15 protein-coding genes are annotated in these 18,804 nt (G+C 51.9%); 1 reads left to right on the top strand and 14 read right to left on the bottom strand.

Features of this window, described 5'->3' with window-relative positions; all coding sequences use genetic code 11:
- Window positions 1-5: 5 nt before the first annotated feature.
- Window positions 6-953 (top strand): response regulator, encoded by a 948-nt coding sequence (locus ALO_RS15285; protein ID WP_004097510.1) that lies wholly within the window; start codon window positions 6-8, stop codon window positions 951-953.
- A gap of 110 nt (window positions 954-1,063) precedes the next feature.
- Here the strand turns inward: ALO_RS15285 and ALO_RS15280 are convergent, their stop codons facing one another.
- The 14 genes from ALO_RS15280 to ALO_RS15215 all read right to left on the bottom strand — a co-directional run bounded on the left by ALO_RS15280 (window position 1,064) and on the right by ALO_RS15215 (window position 18,444).
- A complete protein-coding gene (locus tag ALO_RS15280) occupies window positions 1,064-2,815 on the bottom strand; it encodes a hypothetical protein (protein WP_040293591.1) in 1,752 nt (583 codons plus the stop codon).
- Window positions 2,816-3,038: 223 nt separating this feature from the next.
- Window positions 3,039-4,019: a quinone oxidoreductase family protein gene (locus ALO_RS15275; protein WP_004097506.1), complete on the bottom strand. Its 981-nt coding sequence runs from the start codon at window positions 4,017-4,019 to the stop codon at window positions 3,039-3,041.
- A gap of 142 nt (window positions 4,020-4,161) precedes the next feature.
- Window positions 4,162-5,037: an L-serine ammonia-lyase, iron-sulfur-dependent, subunit alpha gene (gene sdaAA / locus ALO_RS15270; RefSeq protein ID WP_004097505.1), complete on the bottom strand. Its 876-nt coding sequence runs from the start codon at window positions 5,035-5,037 to the stop codon at window positions 4,162-4,164.
- A 22-nt stretch (window positions 5,038-5,059) separates the two neighbouring features.
- A complete protein-coding gene (sdaAB, locus tag ALO_RS15265; RefSeq protein ID WP_004097503.1) occupies window positions 5,060-5,722 on the bottom strand; it encodes an L-serine ammonia-lyase, iron-sulfur-dependent subunit beta in 663 nt (220 codons plus the stop codon).
- Window positions 5,723-5,847: 125 nt separating this feature from the next.
- Complete coding sequence (locus ALO_RS15260; RefSeq protein ID WP_004097501.1) at window positions 5,848-7,041, bottom strand: dicarboxylate/amino acid:cation symporter; 1,194 nt, start codon at window positions 7,039-7,041, stop codon at window positions 5,848-5,850.
- A gap of 146 nt (window positions 7,042-7,187) precedes the next feature.
- Window positions 7,188-10,709 (bottom strand): pyruvate:ferredoxin (flavodoxin) oxidoreductase, encoded by a 3,522-nt coding sequence (nifJ, locus tag ALO_RS15255; RefSeq protein ID WP_004097499.1) that lies wholly within the window; start codon window positions 10,707-10,709, stop codon window positions 7,188-7,190.
- A gap of 35 nt (window positions 10,710-10,744) precedes the next feature.
- Window positions 10,745-11,953, bottom strand: a complete 1,209-nt coding sequence (gene ilvA, locus ALO_RS15250) for a threonine ammonia-lyase (protein ID WP_004097497.1) — start codon at window positions 11,951-11,953, stop codon at window positions 10,745-10,747.
- A 58-nt stretch (window positions 11,954-12,011) separates the two neighbouring features.
- Complete coding sequence (locus ALO_RS15245; protein WP_004097495.1) at window positions 12,012-12,398, bottom strand: RidA family protein; 387 nt, start codon at window positions 12,396-12,398, stop codon at window positions 12,012-12,014.
- A gap of 192 nt (window positions 12,399-12,590) precedes the next feature.
- The gene (locus ALO_RS15240) at window positions 12,591-13,259 is read right to left on the bottom strand and encodes a helix-turn-helix transcriptional regulator (protein ID WP_004097493.1); all 669 of its coding nucleotides are present in this window, start codon (window positions 13,257-13,259) and stop codon (window positions 12,591-12,593) included.
- A gap of 281 nt (window positions 13,260-13,540) precedes the next feature.
- Window positions 13,541-13,921 carry a prenylated flavin chaperone LpdD gene (lpdD, locus tag ALO_RS15235; RefSeq protein ID WP_004097490.1) on the bottom strand — a complete coding sequence of 127 codons (381 nt, stop codon included), beginning with the start codon at window positions 13,919-13,921 and terminating at the stop codon, window positions 13,541-13,543.
- 1 nt (window position 13,922) lies between these two features.
- A complete protein-coding gene (locus ALO_RS15230; protein ID WP_004097489.1) occupies window positions 13,923-14,486 on the bottom strand; it encodes a UbiX family flavin prenyltransferase in 564 nt (187 codons plus the stop codon).
- Window positions 14,487-14,551: 65 nt separating this feature from the next.
- On the bottom strand, window positions 14,552-15,937 hold the full coding sequence (locus ALO_RS15225; protein WP_004097488.1) for an SLC13 family permease: 1,386 nt from the start codon (window positions 15,935-15,937) through the stop codon (window positions 14,552-14,554).
- A 79-nt stretch (window positions 15,938-16,016) separates the two neighbouring features.
- On the bottom strand, window positions 16,017-17,495 hold the full coding sequence (locus ALO_RS15220) for a UbiD family decarboxylase (protein ID WP_004097487.1): 1,479 nt from the start codon (window positions 17,493-17,495) through the stop codon (window positions 16,017-16,019).
- A 124-nt stretch (window positions 17,496-17,619) separates the two neighbouring features.
- Entirely contained in the window at window positions 17,620-18,444 is an 825-nt protein-coding gene (locus ALO_RS15215) for a MerR family transcriptional regulator (protein ID WP_004097485.1), read from the bottom strand.
- Between the last annotated feature and the right edge of the window lie 360 nt (window positions 18,445-18,804).

Here is an 18,804-nt window from a genome sequence, read left to right as displayed (position 1 = left end):
TTTGCATGCGTTACTTTATCGCGGATGATGATGAAGCCATTCGCTCCATGCTGGAAGAAATCATCGAAGACAATGATCTGGGTGAAGTCGCCGGAGTGGCAGATAACGGCTTCACCGTTACTGCCCGGCTGCTGAACATGAAAGCGGTTGACATCTTGATTATTGATTTATTAATGCCTATACGGGACGGCATTCAGACCGTGCGTGAAGTCGTCCCGGCCTTTAAAGGCGGAATCATTATGATCTCCCAGGTCGAAGATAAAGCAATGATCGGCAGCGCTTATTCGCTGGGCGTTCATTACTACATCACTAAACCGATCAATCGCCTGGAAGTCATCGGCATTATTCAGAAGGTGAGGGAGCATCTCCGGCTGCAGGAAGTCATCCATAACATTGAAAAAAACCTGAATGTGTTAAATATTGACAAACCCGTCTTCCATCCCCCCTCTGTCGAAAGAAATATGTCCATTATGACTTCAGGCCAATACTTATTGACTGAATTGGGGATGATCAGCGAAAGCGGCAGCAGTGACTTGCTCGCCATTTTACACTATTTATCCACCTGTGAAGAACAGCCAGCCGGACAGGAGATTCCACCCTTAAAGGATATCTTTGCCCATGTGGCCGTAAAAAGGCTCGGCCTCCCTTCTCCCGAGCCCAATGCTGTAAAAAGGGAAACCAAAGCGGTGGAACAGCGAATACGCCGTGCCATATTCCAGGGCTTGCATCATCTGGCCGCATTGGGCGTTACAGACTACACGAATCCCACATTTGAGAAATATGCTCCCGCCTTTTTTGACTTCACCGAAATTAGAAAAATCATGCTCAACATGCAAAATAATACCAGAGGCAAAACAATACCAGATCGTCTATGTCCCCAAATTCATATCAATATCAAGAAATTCGTAAAGGTATTTTTTCTGGCATCAAAAAAGGCGCTTCAAATCCCCTAATAGTTCCAATTCATCTTTTAAAGCAAGCTTTACATCAGGTGAAAATCTCTATAGTCCCCAATATTGCTTCAGAGGCCCCGCCAAGTTGGCGAGGCCTCTTCATGCTGTCTCTAAACATTCAGCTGTTTATTGTTGGGAACCATTGGACTTTTCTGGGGGAATAGCATCTTCAACAGTGTGTGGGGTACATCAAGCCGCAGGATAATCGTTTCGCCGCTGGCGCCGACGCCAATGACAACCGGCTGCCCCAGCATCATTTCAAACATTCCGCTGTCGGAACCGCTCATGGCATCGACCATTCGTCCCGGCGACACGGCCAGCATGCCAAGGTTGGTCCTGACCATCCGGCGGCGGGCTGCGGTGAGCTGCGGATCTTCCTCCAGGGAACTGATACCGGTCTTCAGAGTCATGGCGGCAAGCCGGACCTGGACTCCGGCATTGCCTATACCCAGCACAAAGGTATGTTGGTCATAAGGCAGGAGATAAAGGGACACTGTCTCCGAACCGTTGACTTGTCTAAGAAAGTCCAGCCCTGCCGGCTCACCTTTACTTTTGTCCTTGACGCTGAATTTCAGGTCAATGCGCTTGGCCGTCATGCTGCCAAAATTGACATCGCTGATCTTTTCAGCGACCTTCAAATTGGCGGATTTATCTCCCCGGTTAGCCGCCGCTACGGCCTTAACGGCCCCTGTCAGTTCACTCGTCAACTTTGTCGCATCGCTGGTTTCAATAATGTAAACGCCCCGCAAAAATCCAGTAGCCGGATCGGCTGCGTCCACATACCAGGCGTAACGTCCGCTTCCCATTAGCGGGCTCAGTTTTTGACTTTGGCTGATTAGTTCACTCAAAGTATCCGGCGGCGTCTTCTTTTTCGACTTGTTTTTCGACGGCGTAAGCGGCGGATAATCTTCGCCGGTAAGCTTGCGGTACATTTCCGCTTCCTGAGGGTCGTCGGCAAAGAACCCGGCGACCGCCCATTTACCGGCGGGCAGGCCGGCAAATCCCGGTGTTAGGGTTGCGTTATACCGGTTGAGTGCTTCAGCGGCAAAACCGCCGGACTTTACCGACATCAACAGGCTGACACTGACATCGGACTGGCCGTTTTTATATCCCACCAGCACTGTATCCGTCTCGTTAAGCCACAATTTGACCAGAGGGTCGATTTCCTGCGGGGCTGCCGGCTGCTTAGTCCCGGCACGGCCCGGACGCGGGCTCACATTGAGCATCCCTCCGGACAATTCCGCCTGCCGGTTCTCCATCTCTTTGGCTACCAAGGGCCATACTTTTTGAAATTGTATAACCATGGTGGCGTCATTGCCGGCTATTGCTCCTTTGATCTCCGGCGTCATCTTCGCCAAACCGGATTCGAGTCTTTGCCGGTATTGTTGCAGGCTGGCCGGGTCCATCGCCAGAACGGCGTAAGAGCCGGAATTTTGGACATAAATCGGTTGAGCGCTCTCCCGGCGGAGCACCGCGTTCCCGCTGGCATCGGTGGTCACAGTGCGGTTAAACAGCGTCCGGTCCTTAATCCGCGCCAGGATAACGAACTTGGGATCAGGCGTCTGCTGGTCCGGCATATCAAGCATAATGAACGCCATTTCTCCCGTCATGTCAAGGCCGCTTTGCCGCAGAGCCTCCAATTCGGCATTCTGCCGTATCGGGGCCGAAGCAGGGAGCTTCAATGCCTGGGCTACTTTATCCCCTGCCACCAGGACATTCTCAAGATTCGGCGCGTACATCACGACAAAATAGTCTGACGGTACCTGGACAAAAACATTAGCCGACGCCACCGGCGCCGCCATGAGCAGAAAGCAGCAAAACAGCAGAGAAACAAGGCTCAGCTTACGTATCAACAACATCATCACTCACAATCATTTTTTCCTGAATTGAATTATTTGCCACAAATTAATAAAAATCCTGCTAATCCGATCAATATATTCCCGCAGCGAGAGCAATATTAACATGATATATAGCAAAGATAGTTAAAACATATTCTTATGTAAAAATGCCTCTTCAGGGCCGAGGCACAACCTGCCAACTGCCTGGGAGGCATCTTATCTGCTAATTTTTAACCCTTTATTCACATCAGGGAATAATCAGGCTTGCTCCCTGTGTTGTCCTGGCTTCAGCCGCCCGGTGCATGGCAACGATATCCTCTAGTTTATATTTGGCGCCAATGCTTGCCTGGACATGGCCGGCCGCAATAGCGGCAAACAGTTCTGCGGCGTTTTCTCTGAATACCGCTGGGTCGGCGTTATGAGGAAATACCGAGGGCCGGGTGAGAAACAGGCAGCCTTTTTTATTGAGCAGTTCCGGTTCAATGGCCGGGGCCGGACCCGATGCCGCACCAAAGACCACTACCGTACCAAACGGCGCCGCGCAATCCAGCGACTTCAAAAAGGTATCTTTGCCTACTGAGTCATAAACCACCTGAGCCTTCTTACCGCCGGTGGCTGCCAGCACGTCCGCCGGCCAGGACTCTTTGGAGTAATCAAGGGCTGCGTCAGCCCCGGCAGCTTTGACAACGGCGCATTTTTCCGCTGAACCTGCAGTGCCGACGACGAATGCTCCCAGGGCCTTGGCCCAGCGGCAAAGAATCTGACCCACGCCGCCGGCGGCAGCGTGAACAAGCACAATTTCTCCCGCTTTGACAACATGGGTTTTGCGCAAAAGATACTGAGCCGTCATGCCTTTGAAGAGCATAGCCGCCACCTGCTCATCAGAAACATTGTCCGGAATATGCACCAGCTTTTCCGCCGGTACATTGCGATAATCGGCATAAGCGCCCAGACCGGCGTTCATATAGGCCACCCGATCCCCCGGTTTAAACTGAGTCACATCCGCCCCGACAGCCTCCACCACGCCGGCGGCTTCATGGCCAAGGCCTGTGGGCAGAGGCAGCGGATAATTCCCTTTGCGCTGATAAATATCAATAAAGTTAAAACCTATTGCTGATTGACGAAGCTGTACCTCGCCGACAGCCGGCGCCGGCAGATCCACCTGCTGCAGCGACATTTTTTCGGGCTCGCCGAAATCCGTAATCATTACTTTCCGCGCTGTTTTCATTCTATTCCTCCTCTGATTTCACTCAAAACGTTTGTTTTATTCTCTACACGATACAGTATTATTATATCAATAATGTTATATCGTAGGGAAGTGTAAACTAGAGGCCTGCCTCCCGATTCTGACTGGCGCGGATGATTCGCTTTTATTTTCCGAACAGCTTCTTATTCCATTCCAGGCCCGCCGGACTAACCGCCAGACCTCCCTGAGCGGTCTCCTTCAGGGCACAGGGCATGGCAGCTCCGATCGAGGCCATGCTATCGATCACCTGATCCACCGGGATGACGCTTTCTATGCCCGCCAGCGCCATTTCAGCCGCTGCCATCGCCTGCACGGCAGCGCCGACATTCCGTTTAACGCAGGGGACCTCCACCAGGCCGGCTACAGGATCACATACCAAGCCCAGCAAATTTTTCAGGGCGATGGCCGCTGCATGACCTATGGCGGAGGAATCGCCGCCGCATAAAGTGACAGCCGCTCCCGCCGCCATCGCTGCCGCTGAGCCGCACTCCGCCTGGCAGCCGCCCTCGGCCCCGGCCAGGGAGGCCCGCGAGGCGATTACCATGCCGATATTGCCCGCTACCGCCAAGCCTTTTGCCATCTCCTGCCTTGATAAATTCCTGACCTCAGCCAGTGTGAACAGCACTGCCGGCAAAACCCCGCTGGACCCGGCCGTAGGCGCTGCCACAATCCGTCCCATGGCCGCGTTGGCTTCGGCAACCGCCAGAGCTTTTATGATCAGCTGGGACATCACTGTACCGCCGACAGTGCGGGCATCTGACAAGGCTTCCTGCAATTTTTGCGCGTCACCGCCGACCAGTCCGCCCTTCGATTTCACGCCGGTAAGGCCAAAAGCTATGGATTCTTCCATTACCGTCAGCATAGCCAGCAAGCGGGTCATAAAAGCCTCTTCCGTCACCGACAGTGACCGGCATTGCTCCTGGATGCAAAAATCGGCGAAGGACAGTCGCTGGTTATCCGCTGCCTGAAGCCAAAGTTCAAGTGAAAGCTTTTCTTTCAAAACTGACTCCTCCTGTTCTTTATCAAACGGCCCGGATACTGCGGATAGCGGTTACCGGCGGCAGGGCGGCAATCGCTTTCAGTTCACCGTCGCTCACCGCCTCATCCGTCTCCACGACCATCAGGGCTGACCCGCCCCGCAATTTACGAAAAACTCGCATCTGAGCAATGTTAACTCCCCGGTTGGACAAAATGGCCGTCACCAGGGCGATCGCCCCCGGCCTGTCCTGGTGTACGACCAGCAGCGCAGGAAATTCACCGGTCAATTCCAGGGGAAATCCGTCCACATTGGTGATCACCACCCGACCGCCGCCCACCGACGCTCCCGTTACCTGACAGGTCTCGCCGTTTTTTCCTGTGAGATCCATCAGGACGGAATTGGGATGAGCCAGCTCGCCAAGCTGTACCGGGTAGAAATGATATTTGATTCCCTGTTGGGAAGCATGAGCAAAGGAATCAGGGATTCGTTGATCATCCGGCGGCCAGCCCTGAAGTCCGGCGATCAGCGCCAGATCGGTGCCATGCCCCCGGTATGTCTCGGCAAAAGAACCGTGCAGGCCGATTTTCGCCTCCTGCAGGTCCTGCCCGAGAATCGCCAGTGCCATATTGCCCAGCCGAACCGCGCCGGCGGTGTGGGAGCTGGAAGGACCGATCATCACCGGTCCGATTACGTCAAAGAAGTTCATAGGCAACCTCTCCTCCCTTGAGATATGATAGATGTATTTACCAAAAATTATACTGTAATAGCAAAGACTCCCGCAAGGGAGTCTTTGCGGGCTGTTCCGGACAGGTCGTTCAGAGCAGCCGTTTTTTATTTACCGGCTCCTGCGGGCGCGGTTGATGTTTGGGCAAATTTATCGGTGAGCAGAGCGATAGCTCCATCGCCGGTAACATTGCAGGCAGTACCGAAACTGTCCTGAGTCAGATACAAAGCAATCATCAGGCCCAGCTGCGCTTCGGTAAAGCCCAGCATGGACTGCAGGAGCCCCAGAGCCGCCATGACAGCGCCGCCGGGAACTCCGGGAGCCGCCACCATGGTTACTCCCAGCATTAAAATAAAGGGGAAGAAGGAAGACAAGGAAACAGGAATACCGCTCATCATCATGACAGCCATAGCACATATGGTCAGGGTAATGGTGCTGCCTGACAAGTGAATGGTAGCGCAGAGAGGAATGGCGAAATCGGCCACACCATGGGATATGCCGTTATTTTTCGCACAGCGCAGGGTTACCGGGATAGTGGCTGCCGAAGATTGAGTGCCAATTGCGGTAAGATAGGCCGGTATCATATTTCTGAGTGCAGCAATGGGATTTTTCCCGGCTGCCGTACCGGCCACCCCATACTGAAATACAAGAATAACTAGATGGGTGAGAATGATCATCACGAACACCATGCCAAAGATCTGCATGATCCGCGCTACTTCACCGGCATAGGTCATATTGGCGAAAATACCGGCAATATGGAACGGCAATAAAGGAATAATCACGCTTTGAATCACTTTTTCCACAATGGTTTGTAAGTCCTTGGTGACATCGTACAGGGATTTATTTTTGATAACTGCCATACCCAAACCGAACAGGAACGCTGTGATCAATGCCGTCATTACCCCCATAATGGGCGGCATGTCCACCGTAAAAAACGCTTTAACCAGCGCATCTTCCGGATTGGATGCCTGGCCGCCGACAGCGCCGATAATCCGGGACAGGAAGGTGTTGCCCACCAGATAGGCAAAGGTGCCGGAAATAATGGTGGAAGCATAGGCCAGAAAAGTTGTCAGGCCTAACAGCTTGCCGGCGCCGGTTCCCAGCTCGGCAATACCTGGGGCCACGAAACCGATAATAATGAGGGGAATGACATAAGACAGAAAGCCGCCGAAGATTCCGTTAAAAGTGGCAAAGAGCCGGACAAAAAAATCCGTATGGAAAACTTCTTGGGAAAGATAGCCCAGTAGAATACCACAAACAAGACCAATGATCAATCTGGGTAGCAGTCCTATTTTTTTCATTTGAGTCCCTCCTATGCGTCATTTTAGTTTACCTAATTCCAAGTCGAAAACCACCGTTCTTTGGAGCGCTCCTGATTACTTAATATCTTGTTTTTTTGACACATCTCTCCTTTGTTTAATATAATACTATATTCCTGTATTTCCGCTTACTGATCAGCCAATTGCCGGTATCTGGCCAGCCGCTCTTTCGCGTCCTGCTCAGTTTTGGCAAACAGACGGTCAGCCATCTCAGGAAACTGTTTTCGCAAAGAGGAATACCGGACTTCGCCCATGAGGAATTCAGTAAAGTCGGCGGTGGGTTCTTTGGAATCCAGTGTGAACGGATTCTTACCGGCCTCCTTCAGCTGCGGGTTATACCGGTATAGCGCCCAATAGCCGCTGTCAACAGCCCGTTTGGCTTCCAACTGACTGGAGGCCATGCCTGCTTTCAGGCCGTGATTGATGCAGGGAGCGTAGGCTATAATCAGGGACGGGCCGGGATACGCTTCGGCGTCGGCAATGGCCTTGAGGGTTTGATTCTTGTCGGCGCCCATGGCGATCTGGGCCACATAAACATAGCCGTAGCTCATAGCGATCATACCCAGGTCTTTTTTCTTGGTCCGTTTGCCGCCGGCGGCAAATTTGGCGATGGCCGCTGTCGGCGTAGCCTTGGAAGACTGGCCGCCGGTATTGGAGTATACCTCGGTGTCAAAAACCAGCACGTTGACGTTTTCCCCCGAAGCCAGGACATGGTCCAGGCCGCCGAAACCGATATCATACGCCCAGCCGTCGCCGCCGAATATCCACTGAGACCGTTTGACCAGGAAATCCCGGTTCTGATAGATTTCATTGAGCAGCGGATCGCTGCCCTTTGTCTTTTCAAGAAGGGCGATCAGTCGGTCAGCCCGCTCCCGTGTTCCTTCACCGTTATCCTTATTGACCAGCCATTCTTCGCAGGCTTGCCGGAATTCCCCATTCGGATTCAGCCAGGCTGCCTGCTCAATATCCATGACCAGCTTATTTCTGATCTGTTTTACGCCCAACAGCATCCCCAGGCCGAATTCGGCATTATCTTCAAACAAGGAATTCCCCCAGGCCGGACCGTGGCCCCGGTGATTTGTCGTATAGGGGACGGAGGGAGTGCTGCCGGCCCAAACGGAAGAACAGCCGGTAGCGTTGGCTACCATCATCCTGTCGCCAAATAATTGGGTCACCAGTTTAGCGTAAGGGGTTTCGCCGCACCCGGCGCATGCGCCGGAAAACTCCAGAAGCGGCTGCTCAAACTGGCTGCCTTTCACGGTTGTCTTAGATAGAGGATTGGCTTTCGGCGGCAGAGAGATGGCATACTCCCAGATCTCGGCCTGCTGCATCTGGGTATCAAGGGGTTTCATGACCAGTGCTTTTTCCTTTGCCGGGCAAATCTGGGCGCAGTTGCCGCAGCCGGTACAATCAAGCGGCGATATGGCCAGGCTGAAGGACAGGTCGGGAATCCCGACAGCCTGCTTGGCCGCAAATCCTGCCGGCGCTTTTGCCGCTTCCTCCCGGCCGGTAAGCACCGGCCGAATGGCGGCGTGGGGGCAGACATAGGCGCATTGGTTGCACTGAATACAGGCATCCGGCTGCCATTCCGGCACGTTAATGGCAATCCCCCGTTTTTCATAAGCGGCCGTCCCCAGGGGAAAGGTCCCGTCTTCCACGCAAAGCAAGGCGCTTACCGGCAGTGAGTCCCCTTCCTGCCGGTTCACCGGCTCGAGAACGTTCTCGATAAATGCCGGCGCTTTCTTGACGTTGAGATTGCCAGGGATGTCCTGGGCATTTCCCCAGGCGGCCGGGACATTGATTTTCACCAGGGAGTTTACGCCGGTGTCAATGGCGGCGTTATTCATCGCCACCACTTTTTCCCCTTTATTGCCGTAGGATTTGGCAACCGCCTCTTTAAGATAACCGGTGGCCGCCTCTACCGGAATAATATCGGCAATTTTAAAGAAAGCCGCCTGCATAATCATGTTGATCCTGCCGCCAAGACCCAGCTTTTGAGCAATTCCGACCGCATCAATCGTATAGAATTCAATTTTGTTCTCGAAAATATAACGCTTCATAGCGGCAGGCAGGTGTTGATCCAGTTCCCTGTCATTCCAGGCGCAGTTCAGCAAAAATCTGCCGCCTGGCTTTAATCCTGCCAATACATCGTATTTGGTAACATAAGACTGGTTGTGGCAGGCAATGAAGTCAGCCTTGTCGATCAGATACGGCGCTTTGATCGGCTGCCTGCCGAACCGTAGATGGGAAACGGTAACGCCGCCGGACTTTTTGGAGTCATAGGCGAAATAAGCCTGCGCATACATGTCGGTATGATCACCGATAATCTTGATGGCGCTTTTATTGGCGCCCACCGTGCCGTCCGAGCCCAGACCCCAGAACTTGCAGGCTTTGGTCCCTGCCGGCGTCGTGTCAATATCCTGCCCGAAAGGCAGCGACGTATGGGTTACATCGTCGACAATGCCGACCGTGAAATGATCTTTCGGCTGCTCGGCTTTAAGATTTTCAAAAACAGCCTGGATATGCCGGGGCATGACATCCTTGCCGCCAACGCCGCAGCGGCCGCCGACAATGACCGGATGCCATTCGCCGCTGTAAAAGGCGGATTGTACATCCATATATAAGGGCTCGGCCTGGGCTCCCATCTCTTTGGTCCTGTCCAGAACGGCGATTTTCCTGACTGTCCTGGGAATATGCCGGAAGAAATGTTTCAGGGAAAAAGGCCGGTACAAATGAACCGTCAGCAAACCAACCTTTTCGCCGTTGGCATTCAGATGGTCCACTACTTCCTCAATGGCTTCGCACATGGACCCCATGGCAATAATTATTCTGTCGGCGTCAGACGCGCCGTAATAGTTGAACAGATGATATTCCCGTCCGGTCAGTTTGGATATTTGCCCCATGTAGTCTTCGACGATATCAGGCAAGGCCTGATAATACCGATTGGTTACCTCCCGCTGCTGGAAGTGAATGTCGGAATTTTGAACCGTTCCCCGCAGAACCGGGTGATCCGGGTTTAAGCCCCGCCGGCGAAATGCGTCTACAGCCTGCCGGTCTACCAGTTTCGCCAGATCTTCATAGTCGAGAATTTCAATCTTCTGGAGCTCGTGAGAAGTCCGGAAGCCGTCAAAAAAGTTGAGAAAAGGCACTCTCCCCTTAATGGCCGACAAATGCGCCACCGCCGCCAAATCCATAACCTGCTGCACGCTGCTTTCCGCCAGCAGGGCAAAGCCGGTCTGCCTGGTGGCCATAACGTCCGAATGATCGCCGAAAATGCTGATGGCATTGGCGCCGACAACCCTGGCGCTGACATGAAACACACCGGGCAGCAGTTCGCCGGCAATCTTATACATATTCGGAATCATCAGCAGCAATCCCTGAGATGCCGTGTAGGTAGTGGTCAGGGCGCCAGCCTGAAGGGAACCGTGGACCGCTCCGGCCGCGCCGCCTTCCGACTGCATCTCCACCACTTCCACCGTCTGCCCGAAAATATTTTTTCTGCCTTGGGCAGCCCACTCATCCACACTTTCGGCCATGTTGGACGACGGCGTGATGGGAAAAATCGCCGCCACATCGGTAAAAGCATAAGAAACATACGCTGCCGCCGTATTGCCGTCCATCGTCTTCATTGTTTTCTTTGTATGATTCATCGCAATCCTCTCCCGTCGCGCAAAGGCTCTTTTCTTTATGCAATCCTCACGCAGTATTGGTGTTGTTCCAGAAGCTGCTTAATGGCGTCGATCTGCTCCTGATCGGCGGTCTCCAGATCCAATTCCACCGTCGCATAGCCTAACGGCACGTTGCGGTTTTCCCGGTGGTGGGTGACATTCAGCACGTTGGCGCCTGTTTCGGCCGTCAATTGGAGCAATCGCCACAGCGAACCGGGTTTATCGGGAATGACTATAGTAAAGGCAACCTTGCGTCCCGATTTCGCCATGCCTTGATTAATAATACGGGACATCATATTCACGTCAATGTTGCCGCCGCTGATGACCGCCGCCATCTTGCGATTTTGGCAGCCCGGCAGCCTGTTTAACACGGCTGCGGCGGCAACGGCGCCCGCGCCCTCGGCAATGGTTTTGACCCGCTCCAGGAGGAGCAAAATAGCGCCGGCGATTTCTTCCTCATCGACAGTCACAATGTCATCCACATAACGCTGGATCATAGCAAAGGTTAGCTCCCCGGGAGTTTTCACGGCAATACCGTCGGCAATCGTAGGACTGCCGTTGCAGGTAACAATTTTTCTTTGCGCAATGGCCTCGGCCATGGAAGGCATGTTTTTGGTCTGAACGCCGATGACTTTTACGCTGGGTTTTAGCGTTTTGATGGCCAACGCGACGCCGGCAATCAGCCCGCCGCCGCCAATCGGTACGACAACCGCCTCCACATCCGGCAGATCTTCCAAAATTTCCAGGCCGATGGTTCCCTGCCCGGCAATGACCAGAGGATCGTTGAAGGGATGAATAAAGGTCAGCTGCTTTTCGGCCTGGATGCGCTGCGCCTCCGCAAACGCTTCATCATAAACGGTTCCGTGGAGAACAACATTGGCGCCGTAGCCGCGGGTGGCCTTAACCTTCGTCAAGGGAGCGTTCTTGGGCATAACAATGGTGGACGGAATCCCGAACAGGGTGCCTGCCAGAGCCGTCCCCTGAGCATGATTACCGGCGGACGAGGCAATGATGCCATGTTGTTTTTCTTCGGCGCTTAAATGGGCGACCTTGTTGTAAGCGCCTCTCAGCTTGAAAGAACCGGTACGCTGCTGGTTTTCCAGCTTTAAATAAATACGATTGCCGGTTAAGTCGCTCAGGGTATTGGTGTAAGCCAGTTCGGTCTGCACCGTGATTCCGGCCAGAGTTTCTCTGGCCTTTTTGATGTCTTCCAATGAGATATCCATGATAGAACCTCCTCTATCTTCAGGGCAGTGATCCGATTCTTCCCAGCATCAACTGCTCTTATTTATGGTGGCTGCCGGCGATTACCTCGATTTCAACCAAAACTCCCTTAGGCAGGCTAGCTACACTTACGCACGAACGAGCGGGCAATTTTCCGGTAAAATAGGATCCGTAGATTTCATTGACAGCGGCAAAATGATCCATACTGGTAAGAAAAACCGTGGTTTTTAAAACATCGTCAAAATTCATGTCTGCGGCGAGCAGGATTTGCCTGAGGTTTTCCATCACCTGTCTGGCCTGAGCCGCAATTCCTCCGGCTACTACCTCGCCGGTTTTGGGATCAATGCCGATTTGACCGGATGTAAACAGACAGTCACCGAACATCCTGGCCTGTGAATAGGGGCCGATGGCCTTAGGGGCGTTTTGCGTTTCAATTATTTCTTTCATTCTTTGTTTCCTCCTGTTGCAAAAATTCTGTGATAACAAATTCTTTGTATTATTAATAATTTTTTATTAATAATCGAAAAAAAAATATGACGTTCTAAATATATACGAAAATTCGAGACGCAAGCAACTCAAGAGGTAAGCATACCTGTTTCATCCCCCCATATGATGCTGCCGCTTCGTCCTGTAAAAAACCTATCGGGAAGAAAGATAGCGGTAAATTGTGCTTTCAGAACTCTGTAACGTACCAGCTACTTTGGTGATAGCCCCTTTGATTTTAAAGATGCCGTTTGCATTTAACTTCCGTACAATGTCAGTCTTTTCTTCCACCGACATTCGCTCTACCGGAATATCGTAGGTATCGATGATTTTATGAATCGCTGATTCCACAACCTTTTCAATGGATGAGTGCAGTGATTCAACGACTTCTTCATTTTCCGGCAGGGGAGCTTGGTTCACCCCATTGTTGTTCAACAATGTATGGATGAGCTTATCCGCTAAATCCTTGACAACCCGGCCATCGGCGGAAATAAGAATATTAACGCACAGCATCCCGATTAGTTCATTGTCTTCATTCTTAATAAAATAAGTGGATGACCTTAACTTCTCGCCGCCGGATGTGCGGCTTAAATAGTTCACAATCGCGGTCTGCTGCAGATAAACCTTGTTTTCCAGCAGCTCCAGTCCTAAATCAGTCAACGGGCAGCCCAGCTGCCGCCCGCTTATATACCCATTGCGGATGGCGATTACCGAGTTTTGTACGTCGACAACATCATGCAAAAGCACTTCACAGTGCGGCCCGATAATATCGGCAATAAAATTGACTAAAGGAATATAGGCTTCGAGCTGTTTGTTCGATTTCATGATCCTGCTCCCGTGCTGCAATTTTCAGAATGTATCTATACATTAATAAGATTCTATTACGTCGATAAAATTCCTTCTTTCATAGTAAAAAATTATCACTTTTTAGTGCTCTTTGGGAGTAGAGTTCGACGACGCAATCCCTTCCATCAGCCCACTGGCCGGTTATGCCTTTCTGCCAGCGCCTGCACATAACCGTCAAAACCCGGCAAGCCGGCACGACGCTCTGTTTAAACATTCAGCGCCGCACCGGCTTGATTTCAAATTAAAATAATAGCTTACTTTCAGTTCTCCAGCAGCCAGGTTTCTGTTTTATCCAACAGCCGTTCGAAATTCGCTTGCAGCCGGACTATGTCGTCAGGAGTTGCATGATCCAAGTGCAGGCCCACCGATACTAAAACCGAGGTGTTCAGCCTGCTTGCCAAACGCAGCGCCGCGGCTCTGGCAAGCAGGTCTTCTTTATGCCCCGTCACGCAAAGCACGGATGCCGTCGCTGAAATACCCCCGTGATTTTTTAAGCTTGGCCTGGGCAGTGCCAGGGCCGCGGCTCCCACATGCGGCACTTCACCGCCGCCAATAACGACTGCCGCGTCTTTGCCGCACAAGGTAATCGCAGCCGTCACTGCGTAAGGTAGGCTGCCAACGGTAATGGTTGCAGAGAGCACCTCATTCGGCTCCTTCCCAGCCGACAAATTCCACGTAATCCAGACCAAACTGCATTAAAATTTTGCCGATGATATGATGGATTTGTTTTTCTATGGAGTTGGCGCTGTTGTAAAAGGTCAATAAAGGAGGAACGACGACGCAGCCCGAATCGGCCGCTTGTTTAATATTGCCCAGATGAATCCGGCTCATCGGCATTTCGCGGGGCACAATAACGACTTTGCGTCCTTCCTTGATGCATACGTCCGCCGCCCGCAACAGAAGATTCGTCGCAAAACCGGCAGCGATGCCGGATACGGTTTTCATGCTGCAGGGAATGATGATCATGCCGTCGGTTTTGAAGGAACCGCTGGAAATAGCGGCTGCCATATTGCTGTTATGATGGACTACATCCGCCGCAGCCGTCACTGCGTCCACCGTCAAATCCGTTTCGTGCTCGAAGGTTTTGGCAGCGCCTTCGGTAACGATTACATGCACTTCCATACCGGGGATTTGCTTTAAGGCTTTCAGCATATGGTATCCCAAAATCACGCCGCTCGCCCCGGAGATGCCTACGATCAAACGCATGGCTCAATCCCCTTCCGCTCAAATAAACGTAAATGTTTTTCCCGTCTTGCGGCTTATTTTGCCGCTTACCACAGACCGATCGCTTTCCACCATGGTATTTCGATAAGGCAGGCGATGATAAACAGTACCAGCGTGAACGGGACGCCAAATTTGATTGTTTCTTTTTCTGTATACATGCCATTTTCCTCACCCGTGCCCACCAAAATCGCCAGGTTATGGAACGGAAGGATAAAGTGGGCGTTGATGGCGGTATAAGCGATCATAACGGGAATAATGCTGGTCAGGCCCATCGGCTTGGTAAACGCCAGCATGGCGGGAATAACGATGCCCATGACGGCAATCACGCTGCCGAAGCACATATGGATCACAATAGACACAAGCGTGATAAATGCGGCCAGAACAAACATATTTTCCGGCACTGTGCCGGGGAGAAGGGTTTGGGCGATCCAAGCGTTCATGCCGGTGGCACCGCCGACACGACCAATCGCCACGGCTGCGGTCAAGAAGAGCAAAGTTTGCACAGGCACGCCGCTCCAACTGCCGGGAGCAAGAATGCCGCCGACCTTCGGCATGGCCATCATCACGGCGATGAACAGAGTCACCCAACCGATGTCAATGCCATGAACCGTGTCCGTCATCCAAAGAATGATCGCCAGGATCACCCAGAACGCGGTACGTTTTTCTTTGCCGGTCATCGGACCAAGCTCCATTCGCTGGCGGGCAATTTCATCCTTGTTCACGGTTACTCCTCGGCTGGATTTAAACATAAACAAGATCATAAACATGGTGATGAAGCTGGTCGCAATCATGGGCAAACCCATGATTTTGAACCATTCCATCCACCCCACCGTTTCCGGGGCGCAGCTGGCCGCCGCCAAAGGATTGATGGAGGCATCGCCGGTTAAAAAGATCATGGAAACCGGAATGGAGGCGGTAAATACGGTGAAGCCGATTTTAACCGCGTCTTCACGCGGGATCTCAGCGCTTTTAATCACCACGGCCATAACCGACATGATCAGAAAAGCGCGCGGCCAGGGATGCGGAATGAGTAATGCTAAAATGAAGGTCAGCGCAAAGATAGAGATGATAATACTCTTAAAATCAGTGACATACCTGGCAATATACCAATAGGCAATTCTTTCGCCAAGACCGGATTCTTTAACTGCGGTCGCAATTAAGTATGCGCCAATGATAAGGTACATCATAGAGGTTGTCCAGGTAGAGAAAATCAAAGTGGGTTCGGCCACCTTAAACACAGCCAGCAACAGTAAATAGAGACCGGATGTATAACCGGGCTGGGCAATGCCGAAAGCCCAAAAAATCACTGTCATTAACGAAAAGGCCAGGCACAATTGGCCTTCATGTGTCAGCCCGGGAAATTCAATAAAATAGAGAGCGATCCCGACCATAAGGCCCAGGACAAGGCCGATGATCCCCTTATTCTTTCCCATTATTTCTCCTCCTTGCCAAAAGTGGCGGATATCCCTTAGCAAAGAACCGCAGTCCCGCTAAGGGATATCCAGGTTCTGTTTATGCACCAAAATCAGGCAGCCATTTTTTCGGATCCACTTCCATGAATTTAGCCCGTATAAAACGCTGTTTCTCCCTGAACGGAACCGTTGCATCGTAAATGGTCTTGCAGGCAATGCCGTGATCGCGAATCGTCCAGCTGCAGGCGGCATCATTGGAAGGATCAAGCGGATGGCAGCGGACGCCGGGAATAGTGACGATATCAACATCCCCCTGCAGGCGGGTGGTCATCGCCCACATCACGTCATTCATATCAAAAAGATCAACGTCTTCGTCAACCAGGATGACCTGCTTCAATTCGGGAAAAGCCGAAAAGGCGAGCAAAGCGGCCTGACGCTGGCGGCCTTCATCCGAAGGAACGCCTTTTTTGAATTGGAGAACGGCCAGAAATTTACCGCCGCCGGGAGGCGCGGCGTAAACATTTTGCAGACGCCCCGGCATGGCGCGTTCCACCATGTCGATGATGGAAGCTTCCGTCGGTATGCCGGCCATATTGACATGTTCTTCGGAAGGACCGATGCAGGTCTGCATGATCGGATTTTTACGGGTAGTAATGGCTTTCACCTTAATGACCGGCACTTCCGGATTAGCAGGCCCGGTGTAGCCGGGGAACTCGGGCATCGCCTTGCCGGTATTGGAGTTGATGTCCTCACGGATGCGTTTGCCGACCAGCAGTTCGCCTTCGATCACGTATTCGGCGTTGGCAATGCAGTTCTCCTGAATCGTCAGGCAAGGCGCAAGTTCTACCGCCTTGCCGCGGATAGCGCCGGCGATGGACAGCTCGTTGAAGCCAAGCGGCGTTGTCGGCGGCTCAAAGCAAGCGGCGATTTCAACAGCGGGATCGACGCCGATGCTGATGGAAATCGGCAAAGGCTTGCCCAATGCTTCTGCCTTTTCGCGAAAAGCGCCTAAATGGCGGGCGCCGGGAGTAAAGAACATGGAAATTTCATCTTTGGACTGGAGGCAGAGACGATGAATCGTAACGTCGGATTCGCCGGTTTCCACATCCGAAGCGTAACACATGCCAAAGGTTACATAGGGACCGGCATCTTCCGGCGTATTGGTCGGGGCCGGGAGTATCTTACGGATATCGAAATCAGGATCAGTCGCCTTATAGACTACCTCCTGGCATTTCGCTTGGTCAGGGCCGACGACAACCGGCTGGATCGCGTTTTTCACAGCGTTGCGCAGCAGGAAACCCAGCCGGTCCGGTCTGGTGTTCAAAAGAGCCGCCACGCGTCCGCGGTCGGCAAGCACACCGATCACTACTCTCGCGCCGGGATGGCCTTTTATTTTGTTAAAGATCATCGCCGGTCCCAGCTTCGTCGGCCTGGCCACAGTGCCGCCGGCGCCGATATAGCGATAAACCCCCGCCAATTCGGCGGACGGATCCACTTCCACATCAGTGGACACCATCTGACCCGGTACCGATTCTAATAATTCCAGAGCAGACCGTAAATCAGAAACTTCATGCGCCATAAAAAAAACCTCCTGACAATGTAGAATGCTTTCATATAAATTACGCAAGCGCAATTTACAAGTTAGATACTAATCTGTAAAGCAATCATACAGTCAAGCGGTTTTTTGTTTTTTTCAAGTTTTCTCATAAATTTACCGGGGCTTGCAGCATGCAGAAATCGACGGATTGCGGGGTCTTATAAAAAGTCGTATCCAACAGGCAGACGTCAACGATATCGCCGGCAAGCCCATATCCGTTTTCTGCCATCCAATCCATCAGCTTTTTCACATGCGTCATATCATAGGGCATGCCGTATTTATACATGCAAACATAGTGTGAAGACGGAATTCCCACGGTATTTGCGTGTTCCGTACTCCACGGCGATAAAAAAACGCAGCTGCCGGCGCCTTTCAACGGCTCTCCGGACAGGATGGAAGCCATTTTGATAATCGAACCGAAACCGCCGGAAGGCGCCATTTCCTTTTTAAATATTTCCCGCCATAAACTCATCAAGGTCAGATGCAGATTTTCTTTATTAATCGGTTGAATATATTCTTTGAAAATCGCCTGTCGCACCACAATCGGACGAATAAACGGCTCTTGCATCTGCATCGTGTCGGCGTCTGTCACCTCTTCATAGATACTGATCCTTTGATTGATCGCCTCTCTGATCTTACTCAGCCTGGCAATTTCGCGGAGAACATCTTTCTTGCGTTTTTCCAGAAGCGCCATTTCTTTTTTCGGGCAGCGGCCATGGAAATGCGTTACAATCTCTTTCAGGCTAACACCTAAAAACTTTAAAAAGCAAATTTCACGCAAATAGGGAATTTGATAGTTGCTGTAATACCGATACCCTTTTTCATCGACCCGGGCCGGCTTGAACAAATCGATTTCATCATAGTAGATTAAGGTTTGCCGGGTTAACCCGTGCAATTTAGCCATTTCGCTAATGGAAATCAGCGATTTCACCTTTCACCCTCCTATTACCAGCCGTATGCAGCTATTTTACTATACAAGCAGGTGTATAGTTGCAATACACCAGGGAAGCATTCTTCAAATTCCTGATCTCAATATTAAGCCTATTGCTCTATCGCGAACCGTTCACAAATTGTTCACCGCGTCGGCTTTGTAAAGGGTGGTGGTTTGTGCTTTGGACGAAATCCGCATAAAAAAATCGCTTGGCTTAGGTCCAAGACGGCCGGACAGGCTCGCCGGCATATTCCGGCTGCTTCGATTATTGTAAAAACCCCGAAAGGCAAGAAAGGAAAAAGAGGGCAAGAAACTAAGCCTCTCCCTCTTTTACCAGCTCAATCAGCCGCTTATCGGTTA

The organism is Acetonema longum DSM 6540, assembly GCF_000219125.1.
GTDB classification, from domain to species: Bacteria; Bacillota; Negativicutes; order Sporomusales; family Acetonemataceae; genus Acetonema; species Acetonema longum.
The sequence above is the reverse complement of the archived record's forward strand: the minus strand, read 5'-3'. Positions and strand labels throughout refer to the sequence as shown.

Excerpts from the sequence above, each read along its gene's own strand:
- ALO_RS15285 (WP_004097510.1), top strand. The coding sequence starts at position 6 with ATGCGTTACTTTATCGCGGATGATGATGAAGCCATTCGCTCCATGCTG.
- ALO_RS15230 (WP_004097489.1), bottom strand. The coding sequence starts at position 14,486 with ATGCGTTTGATCGTAGGCATCTCCGGGGCGAGCGGCGTGATTTTGGGA.
- nifJ (WP_004097499.1), bottom strand. The coding sequence starts at position 10,709 with ATGAATCATACAAAGAAAACAATGAAGACGATGGACGGCAATACGGCG.
- ALO_RS15245 (WP_004097495.1), bottom strand. The coding sequence starts at position 12,398 with ATGAAAGAAATAATTGAAACGCAAAACGCCCCTAAGGCCATCGGCCCC.
- ALO_RS15260 (WP_004097501.1), bottom strand. The coding sequence starts at position 7,041 with ATGAAAAAAATAGGACTGCTACCCAGATTGATCATTGGTCTTGTTTGT.
- ALO_RS15240 (WP_004097493.1), bottom strand. The coding sequence starts at position 13,259 with ATGAAATCGAACAAACAGCTCGAAGCCTATATTCCTTTAGTCAATTTT.
- ALO_RS15280 (WP_040293591.1), bottom strand. The coding sequence starts at position 2,815 with ATGATGTTGTTGATACGTAAGCTGAGCCTTGTTTCTCTGCTGTTTTGC.
- ALO_RS15225 (WP_004097488.1), bottom strand. The coding sequence starts at position 15,937 with ATGGGAAAGAATAAGGGGATCATCGGCCTTGTCCTGGGCCTTATGGTC.
- ALO_RS15275 (WP_004097506.1), bottom strand. The coding sequence starts at position 4,019 with ATGAAAACAGCGCGGAAAGTAATGATTACGGATTTCGGCGAGCCCGAA.
- ilvA (WP_004097497.1), bottom strand. The coding sequence starts at position 11,953 with ATGGATATCTCATTGGAAGACATCAAAAAGGCCAGAGAAACTCTGGCC.
- ALO_RS15220 (WP_004097487.1), bottom strand. The coding sequence starts at position 17,495 with ATGGCGCATGAAGTTTCTGATTTACGGTCTGCTCTGGAATTATTAGAA.
- sdaAB (WP_004097503.1), bottom strand. The coding sequence starts at position 5,722 with ATGAACTTCTTTGACGTAATCGGACCGGTGATGATCGGTCCTTCCAGC.